Consider the following 16,071-nt stretch of genomic DNA (forward strand, 5'->3'; position numbering starts at 1 on the left):
ACTCCCGACCGCCTGGTTCGTAGCCAGGTACTCTATCCAACTGAGCTACGGGCGCGCGGTACACAATCAATTTGTTGCCACATTCTATTACATCTTTCAGCGGCGGATGCTGAAAGCCTGTCGAGTGGTGCGCCCGGAGAGATTCGAACTCCCGACCGCCTGGTTCGTAGCCAGGTACTCTATCCAACTGAGCTACGGGCGCCCTGCGACAGGAGCGGAATTATGCGGATGTCGGCGCGCACCGTCAACAGTTTTGTGAAAATTTTCATCCAACTGAATGAAAAAGCTGTCAGCCACGGCATCCGGCGCCTTCAGCCAGGCGAAATGATCAGCGCGCGTGCCCAGTTCCTGCGCGGAAAGCACACGCAGCTGTGCGGCCACATTCGGCAGTTTCGCCAGCAGCGTGCGCATCGACCCGATCGGTGCCAGCCAGTCGTGTTCCATCAGCACCGCCTGCGCGCTGCCCTGCACGCGCGCCATCTGTGCATCGAGATCCTCATCCATGCCAGCGGCGGCGTAATGGTTGTTCAGGCCGACGCGCGCCCAGTCGGCGATCAGTCCGCGCGCTTCGGTTCCACCGAAGCCGAGGCGACGGCCATGCAGTACGCCCTGGCGTTGCGCGATCCACGGCAGGAAGCGATAGACCAGGGGCAGCAGCCAGCCGCGTGGTGGTGGAAAGCCGCGCCAGAACGGCGAGCCGCTGGCGGCCAGCCACAGCCGTTTGAAGCGCTGCGGGTTGCGGCCGGCATGCACGCAGGCCAGCTGCCCGCCAAGGCTGTGGCCGCCGATGATCCAGGGCCGCGCACCGGCTTCGTCGTCGGCGGCGGCCGCGGCAAGGACGGCCTGGCTGGCCGGCAGATCCTGCTCGAGCACTTCGCGATAGCCCCAGTCCTGGCTGCGTGACGGGCGCAGCGAGCTGCTGCCGTTGCCGCGCCACTCATGCAGGTAGACCGCTACGCCTTTCGCCGCCAGCGCCTGTGCCAGCGGCAGGTAATGGCGTGCGGCCACGCCCAGTGCCGGCAGCCACAACAGGCGGGCGATCGGCTGCGCGGGGACGCAGGCGATCACCTCGTAGCGATGACCATCGCTGCACTGCACGGCGAGGACGTGCGTGGTCAGGCTCATGCGTGCGGCGCTGCGCCGAAGTGGTCGAGCACCCGCACGTCGCTGCGGCCGGGCGCATAGCCGCGCTGCAGGCCACGTGCGACGTAGTCGATGCCGGCCTCGCAGGCATTGGCCAGGCTCAGGCCATTGCACAGCTGCGCAGCGATGGCCGAAGCCAGCGTGCAGCCGGTGCCATGTGCATCCAGCGGCAGCCGGGCGTGGATGAACGCTTCGCTGCTGACGCCGTCGAAGTAGCGGTCGATTACCCGATTGCCTTCCTGCAGGTGGCCGCCCTTGAGCAGCACGGCACCGGCGCCCAGCTCGAGCAGGGTGGACGCGGCCTCTTCGGCATCATCGCCATTGCCGATGCGGCGACCGATCAGCAGTTCCGCCTCCGGCGTGTTCGGGGTGACCAGTGTTGCCAGCGGCAGCAGGCGCTCGCGCATGGCCTTCAGCGCGCTTTCTTCCAGCAGGCGCGCGCCGCTGGTGGCCACCATCACCGGGTCCAGCACCACGTGCGGCGGACGATGCTTCTCCAGCGCATCGGCGACGGCATGGATCACCTCGGCGTTGGCCAGCATGCCGAGCTTCACCGCATGGATGTCGAAGTCATCGAAACAGGCGTCGATCTGGGCCTGCAGGAATGCGATCGGCGGTACGTGCACGGCGGTGACGCCACGGGTGTTCTGTGCGGTCAGCGCGGCGAACACGGCGAGCCCATGCACGCGGTGTGCGGCGAAGGCCTTCAGGTCGGCGGGAACGCCGGCACCGCCGCCGGAGTCGGAGCCGGCGATGGTGAGGGCGGATACGGGAGTGGTCGGGCTCATCCAGCGATTGTGCCGTGGTGACCTGTGAGGGAACAGTGCCAACCGGGTGGTCGCCACAGTGGTAGACGGGGTCAGATCCCTCCCCGCAGGAGAGGGATCTGACCCCAGGGGCGAGCGGTTCAATGCCGCCAGCGCGCCCACTGCTGGTACAGCACGTAGCCCAGGCCGGTCAGGCCGGTGAGCAGGGCAGGGGCGAGCAGGGCGTCGTACTGCCAGTGCACGAACAGCCAGGCGCCAATGATGCCGCCGCCAAGGAAGCCGCTGATGATCAGGCCGCTCAGGGTCAACCGGCGGACCTGCAGCGGCAGGCCGCGCAACAGGTGGCCGAGGCCGATGCCAAGATCGGTGAACATGCCGCTGAGGTGGGTGGTGCGCACCACCGCGCCGCTGAAGGTGGTGGTCATCGCGTTCTGCAGGCCGCAGGCCATCGCGGCGGCCAGCGCGCCCCAGATCTGGTGGCGTTCAAACAGCGGGATGGCCACCAGCAGCAGCGCCGATTCCAGGGCCAGTGCCACGCCGTAGCGGCGTCCCAGCTGCAGTGCGCTGTCCTGGATCAGCAGGCCGCTGAGCATCGCACCCAGCGAGAACGCGATCAGCAGGCCCCACAGGTGGCCGACCGCACGCCAGTCGCCCTGGGCCAGGGCCATGCCCAGCTGGCTGGTGCTGCCGGTCATGTGGCTGACTGCCTGGTGTTCGAACCCCAGGAAGCCGACCACGTTGACCATGCCGGCCACGCAGGAGAGCGCGACCGCACCGATCCACACCCAGGTGGGCAGGCGAATTCCCATCGGCGGTGCCGCTCAGGGCCCGTCGAGGCCGCCGTTGAACTGCAGCTCGCTGAACGTGTTGCTGGCCGGATCGAACACGGCGCCCCAGAACTGTTCGCCCCCATCGCAGACCCGGATCGCCTCGCGGGCCGGATTGATGCCGCTGTCGTCGGGCAGCTGGAACGCGTTGATGTAGATCAGCCGCTTGCCGGCGCTTTCGATGCCGACGTACTGGCGATCGAAGTCCAGCACCTTGGGCACCTGCGCCTGCAGCGCGGGCAGCTGCGCTTCCAGCTGGTCCACCTGCTGCCGGCTGGGAGCCCAGTAGCCGCTGACCCGCCCGGCCTCGCGGCCGGGGCTGGCGCGCGAGCAGGTGTCGAGCACCTGCGCGGCGATGATCGGGCGGGTGACCACCCAGGACTGCCCGGTGCGCTCGGCGGTCGGCACGCTGGCCGGGCCGCGCGTGGTGGTGCAGGCGCCCAGGGTGGCTGCGAGGGCGATCGCAGCCGTGGGCAGCAGCAGGCGGGTGCAGCGGTTCACAACACCTCCGAAGCGTAATCGGCCAGGCGCGAACGCTCGCCACGGCGCAGGGTGATGTGCGCACTATGCGGCCAGTTCTTGAAGCGATCCACCGCGTAGGTCAGGCCCGAGGTGGTCTCGGTCAGGTACGGGGTGTCGATCTGCTCGACGTTGCCCAGGCAGACGATCTTGGTGCCGGGGCCGGCACGGGTGATCAGCGTCTTCATCTGCTTCGGGGTGAGGTTCTGCGCCTCGTCCAGGATCAGGTAGCGCGACAGGAAGGTGCGGCCGCGCATGAAGTTCATCGAGCGGATCTTGATGCGGCTGGCGAGCAGGTCGTTGGTGGCCTGGCGGCCCCAGGTGCCGCCTTCCTGGTTGTGCGTGAGCACTTCCAGGTTGTCGGTCAGCGCGCCCATCCACGGCGTCATCTTCTCCTCCTCGGTGCCGGGCAGGAAGCCGATGTCCTCGCCGACGCTGACCGTGGCGCGGGTCATGATGATCTCGCGGTAGCGCTGCTGGTCCATCGTCTGCGCCAGGCCGGCGGCCAGCGCCAGCAGGGTCTTGCCGGTGCCGGCGGTGCCGAGCAGGGTGACGAAGTCGATCTCCGGATCCATCAGGGCGTTGAGCGCGAAGTTCTGCTCGCGGTTGCGTGCGCTGATGCCCCACACGGCATGGCTGCCGTGGCGGAAGTCATCAACCAGCGACAGCACCACCTTGCCATCGCCGACCACACGGCTGACGCGCAGTTCGACTTCGTCTTCGCCGGGCAGGTAGACGTACTGGTTCGGATACCACTCCTCGCCGTCCTGGGCCTGGATTTCGTAATGGGTGCGGCCCTTGTCGCTCCAGCTGCGCAGGTCTTCGCCGTGGCGCTTCCAGAAGTCTTCCGGCAGCTCGGTGGCGCCGGTGTAGAGCAGGCTGAAATCGTCCAGCGCACGGTCGTTCTCGTAGTCCTCGGACACGATGCCGGCGATCGCGGCCTTGATCCGCAGGTTGATGTCCTTGGAAACGAACACCACCGGCAGGTCCGGGGTCTCTTCCTTCAGGGCCAGGATCGCGCCGAGGATGGCGTTGTCCGGGATCACCTTGCCAAAGCTCTTGCCAGCGTCGAAGTGGCTGGTCTGGAAGCGCAGCTTGCCGGCACTGTGCTTGCCGCGCAGCTGCAGGCCCTGCGGCCGCTGCAGCGGAATGCCGTCGGCCAGGTTGTCCAGGCCGGAGGCCTGCACCAGCTCATTGAGGAAGCGGCTCACCTGACGGGCGTTGCGGCTCGCTTCGGAGGTGCCCTTCTTGCCGTTGTCCAGCTCCTCGATCACCTGCATGGGCAGGTAGACGTCGTGCTCCTCGAATTTGAACAGCGCGGTGGGATCGTGCATCAGCACGTTGGTATCCAGCACGTAGATGCGCTTGCCTCGGGTCATCGTCGGTTCCTGGTTACGGACAGGGAAAAACCACCACGACCTGCAGGGCAGGGTGGTGGCGGACAAAGTGGGCGATGGGACTCACTTGGATTGGGCGGCCTTCAGTTCGGCAAGCACGGCATCGGCATGGCCGGCGACCTTGACCTTGCGCCAGGACTGCACGATGCGGCTGTCGGGAGAAATCAGGAAGGTGCTGCGCTCGATGCCACGTACCTGCTTGCCGTACATGTTCTTCATCTTGATCACGTCGAAGGCGCTGCACAGCGCTTCGTCGCCATCGCTGACCAGCGGAAACGCGAAGCCCTGCTTGGCACAGAAATTGTCGTGCGACTTCACCGAGTCGCGCGAGACGCCGAGCACGACCGCGCCGGCTTTCCTGAACTTCGGCAGCAGCGCATTGAAGTCGATGCCTTCGGTGGTGCAGCCGGGGGTACTGTCCTTGGGGTAGAAGTACAGCACCAGCCAGTGGCCGGCGTAATCGCCGAGGGTGGCCTGGTCGCCACCGGACAGGGCCAGCGGCAGGGAAAGGGTGGTGCTGTCCAGGGTATCGCCGTTGTTCATGAGGTCCTTCTGTCGAGCCTGGTAGAACGTTCGCCGAGCAAGCTGGGCGATGACAGCATCGAACACGTCGGATGCTACAACTACATGAAACGCCACGCGCCCGTGAGAGGCGCGCGAAAAATCAGAACTTCATCGGGTCCATGATCGCGTCCAGGTTCAGGTGGTCGCAGAATTCAAGGAAATCGTCGCGCAGCGCGGCGATGTGCATGTTGGCCGGCACGCCGATGGTGACCTGTGCGCTGAACATTTCCGCACCGGTCTGCATGGCGCGGTAGCGCGTGCTCTGCAGGTTCTCGATGGTGATGCCCTGGCGGTCGAAGAAATCGGCCAGCTGGAACAGGATGCCCGGCTTGTCGGCGGCGATCACTTCGACGATGTACGGCAGCAGGTTGGACTGCGCCTGCTTGGCGGCGGTGCGGTACCAGACCAGCTTCAGGCCTTCCTCGCGCTCCAGCCGGGTCAGCATCGCCTCCAGCTTGGCCACCGAGTCCCAGGAGCCGGTGGCCAGGGCGGTGACCGAGACATCGCGGCCGACCGTGGCCAGGCGTGCGTCCACCAGATTGCAGCCGCTGTCGGCGATGCGGCGGGTGACGGACAGCAGGGGGGACTCCGGATGCGTCGTATAGGCGTTGATCAGGAGGTGGTTTTCGCTCGGCGCGGGGCGCGGGGTGGTGTCGGTCAAGGCGATTCCGGGTAATGCATGCGTTAGTCTGAATGCCCGCCAGAGGCGGGGATCCACCGGTGTCCAGCATACTTGCCCGTGCTTTCGCGCCGCAAGTAACATTCAGGTCGCCCCCGGCCTTTCGTGGCGGGCGTTTTCCCTTTCCAGCCAAGAGCAGCACGTCCTTGTCCCTTTCCGGCCTCATCACCGCGCTGGCGACCCCGTTCCGGGCCGACGGCGCCCTCGATCCCGACGGTTGGCAGCGCCTGCTGCATCTGCAACTGGAAGGTGGCGTCCATGGCGTTGTCGTAGCCGGCTCGACCGGCGAGGCAGCCACCCTCACCGATGCCGAGTACGACCTGCTGCTGGCCAGCGCGGTCGAGCGCATCGGCGGCCGCATCCCGGTCATCGCCGGTACCGGCCTGTCGGGAACGGCCAAAACCATCGAACAGACCCGCCGCGCCGCCGCGCTCGGTGCCAGCCATGCGCTGGTGGTCACGCCGCCGTACGTGCGGCCGACCCAGTCCGGCCTGATCGCGCATTACCGCGCGGTTGCCGACCTGGGCGGGCTGCCGATCGTGCTGTACAACGTACCTGGCCGCACCGGCTGCGACATGCTGCCGGAAACCGTGGCGGCCCTGGCGGGACACCCCAACATCGTCGGCATCAAGGAGGCGGTGGGTGACATCGGCCGGGTGCAGGCGCTGATGACGCTGCACACCCCGCAGTTCGCCGTGCTCAGCGGCGACGACGGCACCGCGGCACGTTCGATCCAGGCCGGCGTCGATGGCCTGATCTCGGTCGGTTCCAACGTGCTGCCCGGCGCCTACCGCCGGATGTGCGAGCTGGCGGCGGCCCACGACCACGAAGCCACCGCGTCCTGGAATGCGCGCCTGCAGCCGTTCCATGACTTCTGCGGTGTCGAGCCGAACCCGATTCCGGTCAAGGCGCTGCTGCGCCGCATCGGCGTCGGCCACGACCTTCGCCTGCCGCTGCTGCCGCTGTCGGCATTGCACGCACCGGCGGCCGACCACCTTGCCGGCGACATCGCCGCCCTCGAAGCCCTTTCCAGCCACTGACCTTCCGTCTTGGTCTGACCCAGGAGATTCACATGCGTCAATCCGTTTCCACCGTCCGCGTGCTGTCCTACGCCCTGCTTGCCGTGGCTGTCGCTGCCGGTACCACTGGTTGCTTCAAGCGTGGCGTCAAGGGCGATTACGCCCTGGCGCCGGAGATGCGTCCGCTGGAAGTGCCGCCGGACCTGAACCTGCCGGCCACCACCGGTGACAACAAGGTGCCGGCGCTGGTCTCGGCCACCAAGCCGGCGGCTCCGGCGGCGGCGGCTCCGGCTGTCGGCAATACCGGTTTCACCATTGCCGGTGGCAAGGACGAAGCCTTCGCCAAGGTCGGCACCGCGCTGGAAGGCGTGGAGGGCGTGACCATCGCCAGCCGCGCGCAGCTGCTGGGCTCGTACGACGTGGCCTACGAAGGCAGCAACTTCCTGGTCCGCGTGGTCGCTGTCGATGCCGGCGCCTACATCTCCGCGGTCGACCCGCGTGGCCTGCCGGCCACCGCTGCCGCGCCGGTGAAGCTGATCGCTGCGCTGAAGGCGAAGCTGGCCCAGTAAGTACCGGTCCGCACCGGCCGAGGTAGCGCTGACCTTGGTCGGCGCTTTGGCTGGGACCAGAACGGAAAAGGGCGCCCAGGGCGCCCTTTTCTGTTCACTGCCGCTGGCGCCTCAGCGCTCCAGCAGCTTCAGCTTGTCCGGCTTGCCGTCCCATTCGCCGGCGTCGGCGGGCGGATCCTTGCGCACGGTCAGCACCGGCCATTCCTTCGCCAGCTCGGCGTTGAGGGCGACGAAGCCTTCCTGGCCGGCGGGAACGTCGTCCTCCGGGAAGATCGCGTTGACCGGGCACTCCGGCTCGCAGAGCGTGCAGTCAATGCACTCATCCGGGTCGATCACCAGGAAGTTCGGGCCTTCGTGGAAGCAATCCACGGGGCACACTTCCACGCAATCGGTGTGTTTGCACTTGATGCAGTTTTCGGTGACGACAAAGGGCATGGGCTGGGGGTGGATCGATTCCTGAACCTGCCAATTCTAGAACAGGTTGACCCCTGCTGTCGGCGCGGCCGGCAAAACGGGCGTCTGGCAGGCTCTGCCGGGGCGGCCATCGCCGCCCATTGGCGGTACGGCAGGGCCTGTGCGACGCTGCGCGACAGCCGGCCGCCCGCGGTGGCCGGATTCCCTTCCCAGCAGGATCGTCCATGTCCCAAGCCCAGCCCGGCGCCGCCTCCCACGGCGGTGAGAACACTGCGTTCATCGTCCTGATCAGTTGCGTCGCCACGCTTGGCGGGTTCCTGTTCGGCTTCGACAGTGGCGTCATCAATGGCACGGTCGAAGGCCTGCGCCAGGCCTTCAACTCGAGCGAGGCGGCGTTGGGCTTCGAAGTGGCCTCGATGCTGCTGGGCTGTGCGATCGGCGCGTTCCTGGCGGGATGGCTCGGCGATCGGCTGGGGCGGCGCGGCGTACTCATCGTCTCCGCGCTGATGTTCCTGGTCTCTGCATTGGGTGCCGGAGCCGCGCATGCCTCCTGGCTGTTCATCGCCGCGCGCGTGCTCGGTGGCTTCGCAGTGGGTGCGGCCAGCGTGATGTCGCCGGCCTACATCGCTGAGGTGGCCTCGGCGCGCTATCGCGGCCGCCTGGCCACGGTGCAGCAGATGGCGATCATCTGCGGGCTGTTCGCCGCGTTCCTCAGCAACTACCTGCTGGCCCGCGCCGCCGGCGCCTCGACCGAGCCGCTGTGGCTGGGGCATGAGGCCTGGCGCTGGATGTTCTGGATGCAGGCGTTGCCGTCCGGGTTGTTCCTGCTGCTGTTGCTGGTGATTCCGGAAAGCCCGCGGTTCCTGGTCCTGAAAGGGCGACGGGCGCAAGCCGGGGCCGTGCTGTCGCGCCTGTATGGCGCGCAGGCAGCCGCGACCAAGCAGGCCGAGATCGAGGCCAGCCTGGCCCAGGACCAGCACAAGCCGCGTTTTGCCGATCTGCTCGACAAGGCCACCGGCAGGCTGCGCCCGATCCTCTGGGTGGGCATCGGCCTGGCCATGTTCCAGCAGCTGGTCGGCATCAACGTGGTGTTCTACTACGGCGCGGTGCTGTGGCAGGCGGTGGGCTTCTCGGAGAGCGACGCACTGCTGATCAATGTGCTGTCCGGTGCGCTGAGCATCGGCGCCTGCCTGCTGACGGTGCTGCTGATCGATCGCATTGGCCGCCGGCCGCTGCTGTGGATCGGTTCGGTCGGCATGTCGGTGGCACTGGTGCTGATGGTGGTGGCCTTCGCCAGCGGCAGCCTGGCCGGCGGCCGCCTGCAGCTGTCCGATGGTATGGGACGGCTGGCGCTGGTGGCGGCCAATGCCTACGTCGTGTTCTTCAACATGTCCTGGGGCCCGGTGATGTGGGTGATGCTGGGCGAGATGTTCCCGAACCAGATCCGTGGCCCGGCGCTGGCGGTGGCCGGCGCGGCACAGTGGACCTCGAACTTCGCGATCACCGTGACCTTCCCGATGCTGCTGGCCGGGATCGGCCTGGCCGGGGCCTACGGCATCTATACGGTGGCGGCGATCCTCTCGATCCTGTTCGTGGTGCGCTACGTGCGCGAGACCAAGGGCAAGGAGCTGGAGCAGATGGAAGGCTGACGGGGCTGGCTTCGGTTGCATTCCGTTGGCGCCTGGTTGTCCCGAGTTTGAGGGGGCAGGCCGCCCTCTCCAGGACACGCAAAAGCCCATCCATGGTGCTCGATGGCGCCAGGGATGGCGCCATCGAGCCCCCATGGATGGGTTCACGGCGCGTCCTGCCCTGGGTGACCCCACCGGCTCAAGCCGATTGCAGGGAGGTGCCAAAGCGACCAGGCCGACCGAAGCCATCACACTCCCGGAAAACAGAAAAGCCCGCACAAGGCGGGCTTTTTCGGTTCCTGCTGCGGCGACTGGCGCTCCCTAGGGGACTCGAACCCCTGTTTTAGCCTTGAGAGGGCCACGTCCTAACCACTAGACGAAGGGAGCGTAACTGTGTCGCTGCCGAGGCAGGAGCGCTAGTATATGCACCTCGATGCCATTGGGCAATCCCGAAACTTCAACCGGAAGCGCCAACATCATTTCCCCTGCTACATCACCGTTCAGCCTGCGCGTCATTCCGCGCGACCAGCACACGATCTCCCGCAAGGACATCAGCCCGAACGCCCTGCGCGTGCTTTATCGCCTGCGCGATGCCGGCTTCGGCGCCTACCTTGTCGGCGGCGCGGTGCGCGACCTGCTGGTCAATGGCCAACCCAAGGATTTCGACGTGGCCACCGATGCCACGCCCGAACAGGTCAAGCAGCTGTTCCGCAACTGCCGCCTGATCGGCCGCCGATTCCGCCTGGCCCACGTTGTGTTCGGCCGCGAGATCATCGAAGTCGCCACCTTCCGTGCCAACAGCGATGACGGCAGCGGCGACCGCGAGATGGAAAACGGCATGCTCGTGCGCGACAACGTGTACGGCACCATCGAGGACGACGCCGTCCGCCGCGACTTCACCTGCAACGCCCTGTACTACGCCATTGAGGACTTCTCGGTGCGCGACTACACCGGCGGCTTCGAAGACGTGCAGGCGCGGCTGATGAAGCTGATCGGCGACCCCGAACAGCGCTACCGCGAAGACCCGGTGCGCATGCTGCGCGCGGTGCGCCTGGCGGCCAAGCTCGGTTTCCAGATCGAAGAAGGCACCGCGGCACCGATTCCGCAGCTGGCCGGCCTGCTCAACGAGGCCGCACCGGCGCGCCTGTTCGAGGAAGTGCTCAAGCTGTTCCTGTCCGGTCACGGCGTGGCCAGCTTCGAGGGCCTGGAGCGCTACGGCCTGCTCGACGTGCTGTTCCCGGAAAGCGCCAAGGCACTGAAGGCCAATCGCACCGGCGCGCTGCGCCGCATGCTGGTCGAAGGCCTGGCCAATACCGATGCACGCGTGGCCAACGACGAGCCGGTCTCGCCGGCGTTCCTGTTCGCGCTGCTGCTGTGGCCGGCGTTCTGCCGCGCGCAGGCGACCCTGCTCAAGCAGGGCGTCGCACCGGAAGAGGCACAGCGTCGCGCTGCCGACCGCGTCACCGTGCAGCAGCTCAGCACCATCGCGCTGCCGCGCCGCTTCTCGCTGCCGATGCAGGAGATCTGGCTGCTGCAGTCGCGCTTCGGTTCGCGCCAGCGCAAGCGCGTGTTCCGCACCCTGACCCATCCGCGCTTCCGCGCCGCGTTCGACTTCCTCAGCCTGCGCCAGGTGGCCTCGGCCGAGCATGAGGCTGACGTCGTGTTCTGGCGCGAGGCGCAGGCGCAGTCCGGCCGCGAGCTGGAATCGTCGCTGGATGCGATGCACAGCGAAGACGCCGATGACCAGAGCGGGGCGCCGCGCAAGCGCCGCCGTCGCCGCCGTCGTCCGGGTGCCCCGGCCGGTGCAGCGGGCGAGTAAGCGATGACCCTTGCCTGGATCGGCCTCGGCGCCAACCTTGGCGACGCGGCCGCGACCGTCGGCGCGGCGATGGCCGCGCTGGACGGGTTGCCCGGCACCCGCCTGCAGCAGGCCTCGCGCCTGTACGCAACGCCGGCCTGGGGCAACCAGGACCAGCCGCCATTCGTCAATGCCGTGGTGGCGGTCGAAACCGGTCTGCCGGCCGCTGCGCTGCTGCAGGCGATGCTGGCGCTGGAACAGCGCTTTGGCCGCGTGCGCGACCCCGCGGTGCACTGGGGGCCGCGCGCGCTGGATCTCGATCTGCTGCTGTACGGCGAGCAGGTGCTTGACCAGCCTGGCCTGCAGGTGCCGCACCCGTACATGCACGAGCGTGCGTTCGTGTTGGTGCCGCTGGCCGAAATCGCGCCGGATCTGGCCATTCCCGGCCATGGCTGCGTGCGGGATGCAGTGATGCGGGTGGATGCCTGCGGGATCGCGCCGATAGGGTGATAATGCCCGGGTTATCTCCCCCGGTTATCAGCACATGAGCACCCACGCAGACAGCAAGCCCTGGACCATTCCCGCCCTGGCCGAGGCCAAGCGCAATGGCCAGAAGCTGGTCATGTTGACCGCCTACGACGCCGGCTTTGCCCGCACGTTCGACGCCAATGGTGTCGACCTGATCCTGATCGGCGATTCGCTGGGCATGGTCGTGCAGGGCCACGATTCGACCCTGCCGGTGACCGTGGCCGACATGGTCTACCACACCCGTGCCGTGGCCCGCGTGCTGCAGCGTGCGTTGCTGGTGGCCGACCTGCCGTTCGGCGCCGATGCCACCCCGGAGCGCGCGCTGGATGCCTCGCTGCAGCTGCTGCAGGCCGGTGCCGAGATGGTCAAGATCGAGGGTGCCGGCTTCAAGGTCGACATCATCCGCTACCTGGTCGAGCGCGAGATCCCGGTCTGCGCGCACCTGGGCCTGACCCCGCAGTCGGTGCTGCGCCTGGGTGGTTTCAAGATCCAGGGCCGTGGCGATGCCGCGCGCCAGCTGGTCGAGGACGCCCGCGCCGTGGCCGCTGCCGGCGCCAGCATCATGGTGCTCGAATGCGTGCCGACGCCGGTTGCCGCCGAGGTGACGGCCGCCGTGGCGGTGCCGACCATCGGCATCGGTGCCGGCCCGCAGTGCGACGGCCAGGTGCTGGTGCTGCACGATTTCCTTGGCCTGGACAGCGGCCACCGCCGCCCGAAGTTCGTCAAGGACTTCCTGGCCGAGGGCGGTTCGGTGGCCGGTGCCACCCGCGCCTTTGCCGACGCCGTGCGCGACGGCAGCTTCCCCGACGAACAGCACGCCTACGCCCAATGATCCAGACCTTCAACGAGCTCGGCGCGCTGCGCGAGCAGATCGCCCAGTGGAAGCGCGAGGGCCTGCGCGTGGCGTTGGTGCCGACCATGGGCAACCTGCACGGTGGGCATCATTCGCTGGTGACCCTGGCCCGCCAGTACGCCGACAAGGTGGTGGCGAGCATCTTCGTCAACCCGACCCAGTTCGGCCCGAACGAGGATTTCAGTCGCTATCCGCGCACGCCCGAGGCTGACGTGGCCGGGCTGGAGCAGGTCGGCTGCGATGCCGTGTGGCTGCCCAGCGTCGAGGCGATGTACCCGCTGGGCGTGGACAAGACCACGCGCATGCACGCGCCCGGCGTCAGTGAAGTGCTGGAGGGCGCCAGCCGCCCGGGCCACTTCGATGGCGTGTGCACGGTGGTTGCGCGCCTGTTCCTGCAGGTGCAGCCGGACGTGGCCGTGTTCGGCCGCAAGGATTACCAGCAGCTGGCCGTGATCCGGCAGATGGTGGCCGAGCTGTCATTCCCGATCCAGATCGTGGGTGCGGACATCGTGCGTGACGAGGATGGCCTGGCCAAGAGCTCGCGCAACCAGTACCTGAGCGCCGAGCAACGCCCGCTTGCGACCACGCTGCACCGCACCCTGCTGGGCATGCGCGAGGGCTACGTGGCGGGGCAGTCGCGCGCGCAGATCGAGGCCGACGCCACCGCCGCACTGCAGGCGGCCGGTTTCCAGGTTGATTATGCGGTGCTGCGCACGCCGGAACTGGCCGAGCCAAGCTTCGACGGTGGCGGCCGGGTGGCACTGATCGCCGCGCGGCTGGGCAGCACCCGCCTGATCGACAACCTGGAGTTCTGAGCCGCTCGCGGCTCCGGGGCGCCTGCAACGGGCGCCTCCCACCTTCCCACGGACGGGAGATCTGCAATGAAGACCCTCGCTTCCGAGGCCGGCCGCTATGCGCGGGCCTCGATCCTGGCAGTGCTGGCGGCCGGCATGCTGCCCGCCCAGCTGCTTGGCGGCCTGCTGTTCGCGCTCGAATTCAGGCGCACGCCGGTGCCGGCGCTCAGCGGCGGCGCACAGATGTTCGCGCTGGCCGCCTGCGGTGCGCTGGCCGTACTGCTGCCGATGGCGCTGATCCAGCACTCCCGGCATCGCCTGCGCCGCACCAGCTTCGTGGGGGTCGGCTTCGGCGTGGCGACGCTGGCCATGGCTTTCTGGACCTGGCCGGGCGCGGACAACGGCCCGCTGCTGCAGCGCCTGCGCTACGTCGACACCTTCGATGTGATTGGCTATGGCCTGCTGGTGCTGGCGGCAGGGGGCTTCGGAGCGGTGGCCGGCCTGGCCTTCCATACCGTGTTCGGCCTGTGCATCGACGGCTGCGCCGGCCCGGCCGGGGTGCGGGCGCCGGGCGAGGGCGCCTGAACGGCCTTCAGCGTCCTGCCGCAGCCCCCTGACGACGGCCGGGCGGGTGCTAGAATCCGCTCTTTCCTTTGCCGTTGCAGCGCCCCCATGCACCTGTCCCTGCTCAAGACCAAGATCCACCGCGCCACCGTCACCCATTCCGAGCTGAACTACGAAGGCTCGATCGCCATCGATGACAACCTGCTGGCTGCCACCGGCATCCGCGAGTTCGAGCAGGTCCACATCTGGGACGTGACCAACGGTGCGCGCTTCTCGACCTACGCCATCCGCGCCGAGGCCGGGAGCGGCGTTGTTTCGCTCAACGGTGGCGCCGCGCGCCACGTGCAGGTCGGTGACATCATCATCATTGCCGCGTTCGCCAGCATGACCGAGCAGGAAGCTGACAGCTTCAAGCCGAAGCTGGTGTACGTTGATGGCAACAACCAGATCACCCACACCAACGACACGATCCCGACCCAGGCCGCATGACAACGAACAACGGATTCGACTCGCTGCATTCCCACGCCCAGCGCCTGAAGGGCGCAAGCATTCCCAGCCTGCTCGCCGCCGAACCCGGCCGCGTCCAGCAGCTGGCGCTGCGGGTCGGTCCGTTGTATGCCAACTTCGCCCGGCAGAAGTACGATGCCGCGGCGCTGCAGGCGTTGCTGGCGCTGGCCGCCGAGCGTGATGTCGGCGCTGCCATCAACCGCCTGTTCCGTGGCGAGCAGGTCAACCTGACCGAAGGCCGCGCCGCGCTGCACACCGCGCTGCGTGGCGACGTGGTCGATGCGCCGGTGGCGGCCGAGGCCTATGCCACCGCGCGTGGCATCCGCCAGCGCATGGGCGTGCTGGTGCGCGCGCTGGAAGACAGCGGCGTGACCGATGTGGTCAGTGTCGGCATCGGTGGTTCCGACCTCGGTCCGCGCCTGGTGGCCGATGCGCTGCGTCCGGTCAGCGGTGCGCGCCTGCGCGTGCATTTCGTGTCGAACGTGGACGGCGCCGCCATGCAGCGCACGCTGGCCACGCTGGATCCGGCGAAGACCGCCGGCGTCCTGATCTCCAAGACCTTCGGTACGCAGGAAACCCTGCTCAACGGCCAGATCCTGCACGACTGGCTGGGCGGCAGCGAGCGCCTGTACGCGGTCAGTGCCAATCCGGAACGTGCCGCCAAGGCCTTCGCGATCGCTGCCGAGCGCGTGCTGCCGATGTGGGACTGGGTCGGTGGCCGCTATTCGCTGTGGTCGGCGGTCGGTTTCCCGATCGCGCTGGCGATCGGCTTCGAGCGCTTCGAGCAGCTGCTGGAAGGCGCCGCGCAGATGGATGCGCATGCGCTGGATGCGCCGCTGGAGCGCAACCTGCCGGTGCTGCATGGCCTGACCGATATCTGGAACCGCAACCTGCTTGGCTGCGCCACCCATGCGGTGATGACCTACGATCAGCGCCTGGCGCTGCTGCCGGCCTACCTGCAGCAGCTGGTGATGGAAAGCCTGGGCAAGCGCGTGCAGCGCGATGGCCAGCCGGTCACCACCGACACCGTGCCGGTGTGGTGGGGCGGGGCAGGCACCGATGTGCAACACAGCTTCTTCCAGGCGCTGCACCAGGGCACCAGCATCGTTCCGGCCGATTTCATCGGCTGCGTGCACAACGATGACCCCTACACGATCAACCACCAGGCGCTGCTGGCCAACCTGCTGGCGCAGACCGAGGCGCTGGCCAATGGCCAGGGCAGCGAGGATCCGCATCGCGATTACCCGGGTGGCCGCCCGAGCACGCTGATCCTGCTCGACGCGCTGACCCCGCAGGCGCTGGGCGCGCTGATCTCGATGTACGAGCACGCCGTATACGTGCAGTCGGTGATCTGGAACATCAACGCCTTCGACCAGTTCGGCGTCGAACTGGGCAAGCAGCTGGCCAGCGGCCTGCTGCCGGCGCTGCAGGGTGAGGAGGTGGCGATCGCCGATCCGATGACCCGCGAGATCCTGGCGCAGCTGAAGCGCTGAGGTTCTGG

At 67.8% G+C, this 16,071-nt stretch carries 18 protein-coding genes and 2 tRNA genes; 10 read left to right on the forward strand and 10 right to left on the reverse strand.

All coding sequences use genetic code 11. The features are described 5' to 3' along the window. Nucleotides 1-125 precede the first annotated feature (125 nt). The 8 genes from Q0P60_RS15215 to Q0P60_RS15250 all read right to left on the reverse strand — a co-directional run bounded on the left by Q0P60_RS15215 (nucleotide 126) and on the right by Q0P60_RS15250 (nucleotide 5,878). Nucleotides 126-202 (reverse strand) — tRNA-Arg (locus Q0P60_RS15215). Beyond that, nucleotides 193-1,125 (reverse strand): alpha/beta fold hydrolase, encoded by a 933-nt coding sequence (locus Q0P60_RS15220; protein ID WP_294995227.1) that lies wholly within the window; start codon nucleotides 1,123-1,125, stop codon nucleotides 193-195. The genes Q0P60_RS15215 and Q0P60_RS15220 overlap by 10 nt, the downstream gene beginning before the upstream one ends. Then, nucleotides 1,122-1,931, reverse strand: a complete 810-nt coding sequence (gene thiD / locus Q0P60_RS15225) for a bifunctional hydroxymethylpyrimidine kinase/phosphomethylpyrimidine kinase (RefSeq protein WP_294995230.1) — start codon at nucleotides 1,929-1,931, stop codon at nucleotides 1,122-1,124. The genes Q0P60_RS15220 and thiD overlap by 4 nt, the downstream gene beginning before the upstream one ends. Before the next feature lie 119 nt (nucleotides 1,932-2,050). Beyond that, nucleotides 2,051-2,719, reverse strand: a complete 669-nt coding sequence (locus tag Q0P60_RS15230) for a YoaK family protein (protein WP_294995233.1) — start codon at nucleotides 2,717-2,719, stop codon at nucleotides 2,051-2,053. Nucleotides 2,720-2,731: 12 nt separating this feature from the next. Then, on the reverse strand, nucleotides 2,732-3,238 hold the full coding sequence (locus Q0P60_RS15235; protein WP_294995236.1) for a hypothetical protein: 507 nt from the start codon (nucleotides 3,236-3,238) through the stop codon (nucleotides 2,732-2,734). Then, the gene (locus Q0P60_RS15240) at nucleotides 3,235-4,635 is read right to left on the reverse strand and encodes a PhoH family protein (protein WP_294995239.1); all 1,401 of its coding nucleotides are present in this window, start codon (nucleotides 4,633-4,635) and stop codon (nucleotides 3,235-3,237) included. Before Q0P60_RS15240 ends, Q0P60_RS15235 begins: the two co-directional genes overlap by 4 nt. Nucleotides 4,636-4,716: 81 nt before the next feature. Beyond that, entirely contained in the window at nucleotides 4,717-5,196 is a 480-nt protein-coding gene (locus Q0P60_RS15245) for a peroxiredoxin (protein ID WP_294995242.1), read from the reverse strand. A gap of 121 nt (nucleotides 5,197-5,317) precedes the next feature. Further along, entirely contained in the window at nucleotides 5,318-5,878 is a 561-nt protein-coding gene (locus Q0P60_RS15250) for a glycine cleavage system protein R (protein ID WP_005409051.1), read from the reverse strand. A gap of 164 nt (nucleotides 5,879-6,042) precedes the next feature. Between Q0P60_RS15250 and dapA the strand changes: the two genes are divergently transcribed. Next, complete coding sequence (gene dapA / locus Q0P60_RS15255; protein WP_294995247.1) at nucleotides 6,043-6,936, forward strand: 4-hydroxy-tetrahydrodipicolinate synthase; 894 nt, start codon at nucleotides 6,043-6,045, stop codon at nucleotides 6,934-6,936. A 32-nt stretch (nucleotides 6,937-6,968) separates the two neighbouring features. Beyond that, nucleotides 6,969-7,484 carry a hypothetical protein gene (locus Q0P60_RS15260; RefSeq protein ID WP_294995250.1) on the forward strand — a complete coding sequence of 172 codons (516 nt, stop codon included), beginning with the start codon at nucleotides 6,969-6,971 and terminating at the stop codon, nucleotides 7,482-7,484. A gap of 111 nt (nucleotides 7,485-7,595) precedes the next feature. Here the strand turns inward: Q0P60_RS15260 and fdxA are convergent, their stop codons facing one another. Continuing rightward, entirely contained in the window at nucleotides 7,596-7,919 is a 324-nt protein-coding gene (fdxA, locus tag Q0P60_RS15265; RefSeq protein ID WP_005409054.1) for a ferredoxin FdxA, read from the reverse strand. Between the two features lie 203 nt (nucleotides 7,920-8,122). Between fdxA and Q0P60_RS15270 the strand changes: the two genes are divergently transcribed. Continuing rightward, entirely contained in the window at nucleotides 8,123-9,547 is a 1,425-nt protein-coding gene (locus Q0P60_RS15270; protein ID WP_294995255.1) for a sugar porter family MFS transporter, read from the forward strand. Nucleotides 9,548-9,838: 291 nt separating this feature from the next. Here the strand turns inward: Q0P60_RS15270 and Q0P60_RS15275 are convergent. After that, nucleotides 9,839-9,913 (reverse strand) — tRNA-Glu (locus Q0P60_RS15275). A 46-nt stretch (nucleotides 9,914-9,959) separates the two neighbouring features. Here Q0P60_RS15275 and pcnB point away from each other — a divergent pair. The 7 genes from pcnB (at nucleotide 9,960) to pgi (ending at nucleotide 16,063) form a co-directional block, all read left to right on the forward strand. Continuing rightward, on the forward strand, nucleotides 9,960-11,345 hold the full coding sequence (gene pcnB / locus Q0P60_RS15280) for a polynucleotide adenylyltransferase PcnB (RefSeq protein ID WP_294995259.1): 1,386 nt from the start codon (nucleotides 9,960-9,962) through the stop codon (nucleotides 11,343-11,345). 3 nt (nucleotides 11,346-11,348) lie between these two features. Beyond that, on the forward strand, nucleotides 11,349-11,834 hold the full coding sequence (gene folK / locus Q0P60_RS15285; protein ID WP_294995262.1) for a 2-amino-4-hydroxy-6-hydroxymethyldihydropteridine diphosphokinase: 486 nt from the start codon (nucleotides 11,349-11,351) through the stop codon (nucleotides 11,832-11,834). Between the two features lie 34 nt (nucleotides 11,835-11,868). Further along, nucleotides 11,869-12,684, forward strand: a complete 816-nt coding sequence (gene panB, locus Q0P60_RS15290; protein WP_294995265.1) for a 3-methyl-2-oxobutanoate hydroxymethyltransferase — start codon at nucleotides 11,869-11,871, stop codon at nucleotides 12,682-12,684. Then, entirely contained in the window at nucleotides 12,681-13,520 is an 840-nt protein-coding gene (gene panC / locus Q0P60_RS15295) for a pantoate--beta-alanine ligase (protein ID WP_294995268.1), read from the forward strand. The genes panB and panC overlap by 4 nt, the downstream gene beginning before the upstream one ends. Nucleotides 13,521-13,586: 66 nt before the next feature. Beyond that, entirely contained in the window at nucleotides 13,587-14,084 is a 498-nt protein-coding gene (locus tag Q0P60_RS15300; RefSeq protein WP_294995271.1) for a hypothetical protein, read from the forward strand. Nucleotides 14,085-14,171: 87 nt separating this feature from the next. Then, a complete protein-coding gene (panD, locus tag Q0P60_RS15305) occupies nucleotides 14,172-14,552 on the forward strand; it encodes an aspartate 1-decarboxylase (RefSeq protein WP_006432456.1) in 381 nt (126 codons plus the stop codon). Next, the gene (gene pgi, locus Q0P60_RS15310) at nucleotides 14,549-16,063 is read left to right on the forward strand and encodes a glucose-6-phosphate isomerase (RefSeq protein ID WP_294995275.1); all 1,515 of its coding nucleotides are present in this window, start codon (nucleotides 14,549-14,551) and stop codon (nucleotides 16,061-16,063) included. The genes panD and pgi overlap by 4 nt, the downstream gene beginning before the upstream one ends. The last annotated feature ends 8 nt before the right edge of the window (nucleotides 16,064-16,071 follow it).

The sequence above is a fragment of the uncultured Stenotrophomonas sp. genome (assembly GCF_945952405.1).
In the GTDB taxonomy this organism is placed as follows: domain Bacteria; phylum Pseudomonadota; class Gammaproteobacteria; order Xanthomonadales; family Xanthomonadaceae; genus Stenotrophomonas.

What these genes read in the sequence shown, in the direction of transcription:
- Q0P60_RS15220 (WP_294995227.1), bottom strand. Translation starts at nt 1,125, where the DNA reads ATGAGCCTGACCACGCACGTCCTCGCCGTGCAGTGCAGCGATGGTCAT.
- thiD (WP_294995230.1), bottom strand. Translation starts at nt 1,931, where the DNA reads ATGAGCCCGACCACTCCCGTATCCGCCCTCACCATCGCCGGCTCCGAC.
- Q0P60_RS15230 (WP_294995233.1), bottom strand. Translation starts at nt 2,719, where the DNA reads ATGGGAATTCGCCTGCCCACCTGGGTGTGGATCGGTGCGGTCGCGCTC.
- Q0P60_RS15240 (WP_294995239.1), bottom strand. Translation starts at nt 4,635, where the DNA reads ATGACCCGAGGCAAGCGCATCTACGTGCTGGATACCAACGTGCTGATG.
- Q0P60_RS15245 (WP_294995242.1), bottom strand. Translation starts at nt 5,196, where the DNA reads ATGAACAACGGCGATACCCTGGACAGCACCACCCTTTCCCTGCCGCTG.
- Q0P60_RS15260 (WP_294995250.1), top strand. Translation starts at nt 6,969, where the DNA reads ATGCGTCAATCCGTTTCCACCGTCCGCGTGCTGTCCTACGCCCTGCTT.
- fdxA (WP_005409054.1), bottom strand. Translation starts at nt 7,919, where the DNA reads ATGCCCTTTGTCGTCACCGAAAACTGCATCAAGTGCAAACACACCGAT.
- Q0P60_RS15270 (WP_294995255.1), top strand. Translation starts at nt 8,123, where the DNA reads ATGTCCCAAGCCCAGCCCGGCGCCGCCTCCCACGGCGGTGAGAACACT.
- pcnB (WP_294995259.1), top strand. Translation starts at nt 9,960, where the DNA reads ATGCCATTGGGCAATCCCGAAACTTCAACCGGAAGCGCCAACATCATT.
- folK (WP_294995262.1), top strand. Translation starts at nt 11,349, where the DNA reads ATGACCCTTGCCTGGATCGGCCTCGGCGCCAACCTTGGCGACGCGGCC.
- panB (WP_294995265.1), top strand. Translation starts at nt 11,869, where the DNA reads ATGAGCACCCACGCAGACAGCAAGCCCTGGACCATTCCCGCCCTGGCC.
- panC (WP_294995268.1), top strand. Translation starts at nt 12,681, where the DNA reads ATGATCCAGACCTTCAACGAGCTCGGCGCGCTGCGCGAGCAGATCGCC.
- Q0P60_RS15300 (WP_294995271.1), top strand. Translation starts at nt 13,587, where the DNA reads ATGAAGACCCTCGCTTCCGAGGCCGGCCGCTATGCGCGGGCCTCGATC.
- panD (WP_006432456.1), top strand. Translation starts at nt 14,172, where the DNA reads ATGCACCTGTCCCTGCTCAAGACCAAGATCCACCGCGCCACCGTCACC.
- pgi (WP_294995275.1), top strand. Translation starts at nt 14,549, where the DNA reads ATGACAACGAACAACGGATTCGACTCGCTGCATTCCCACGCCCAGCGC.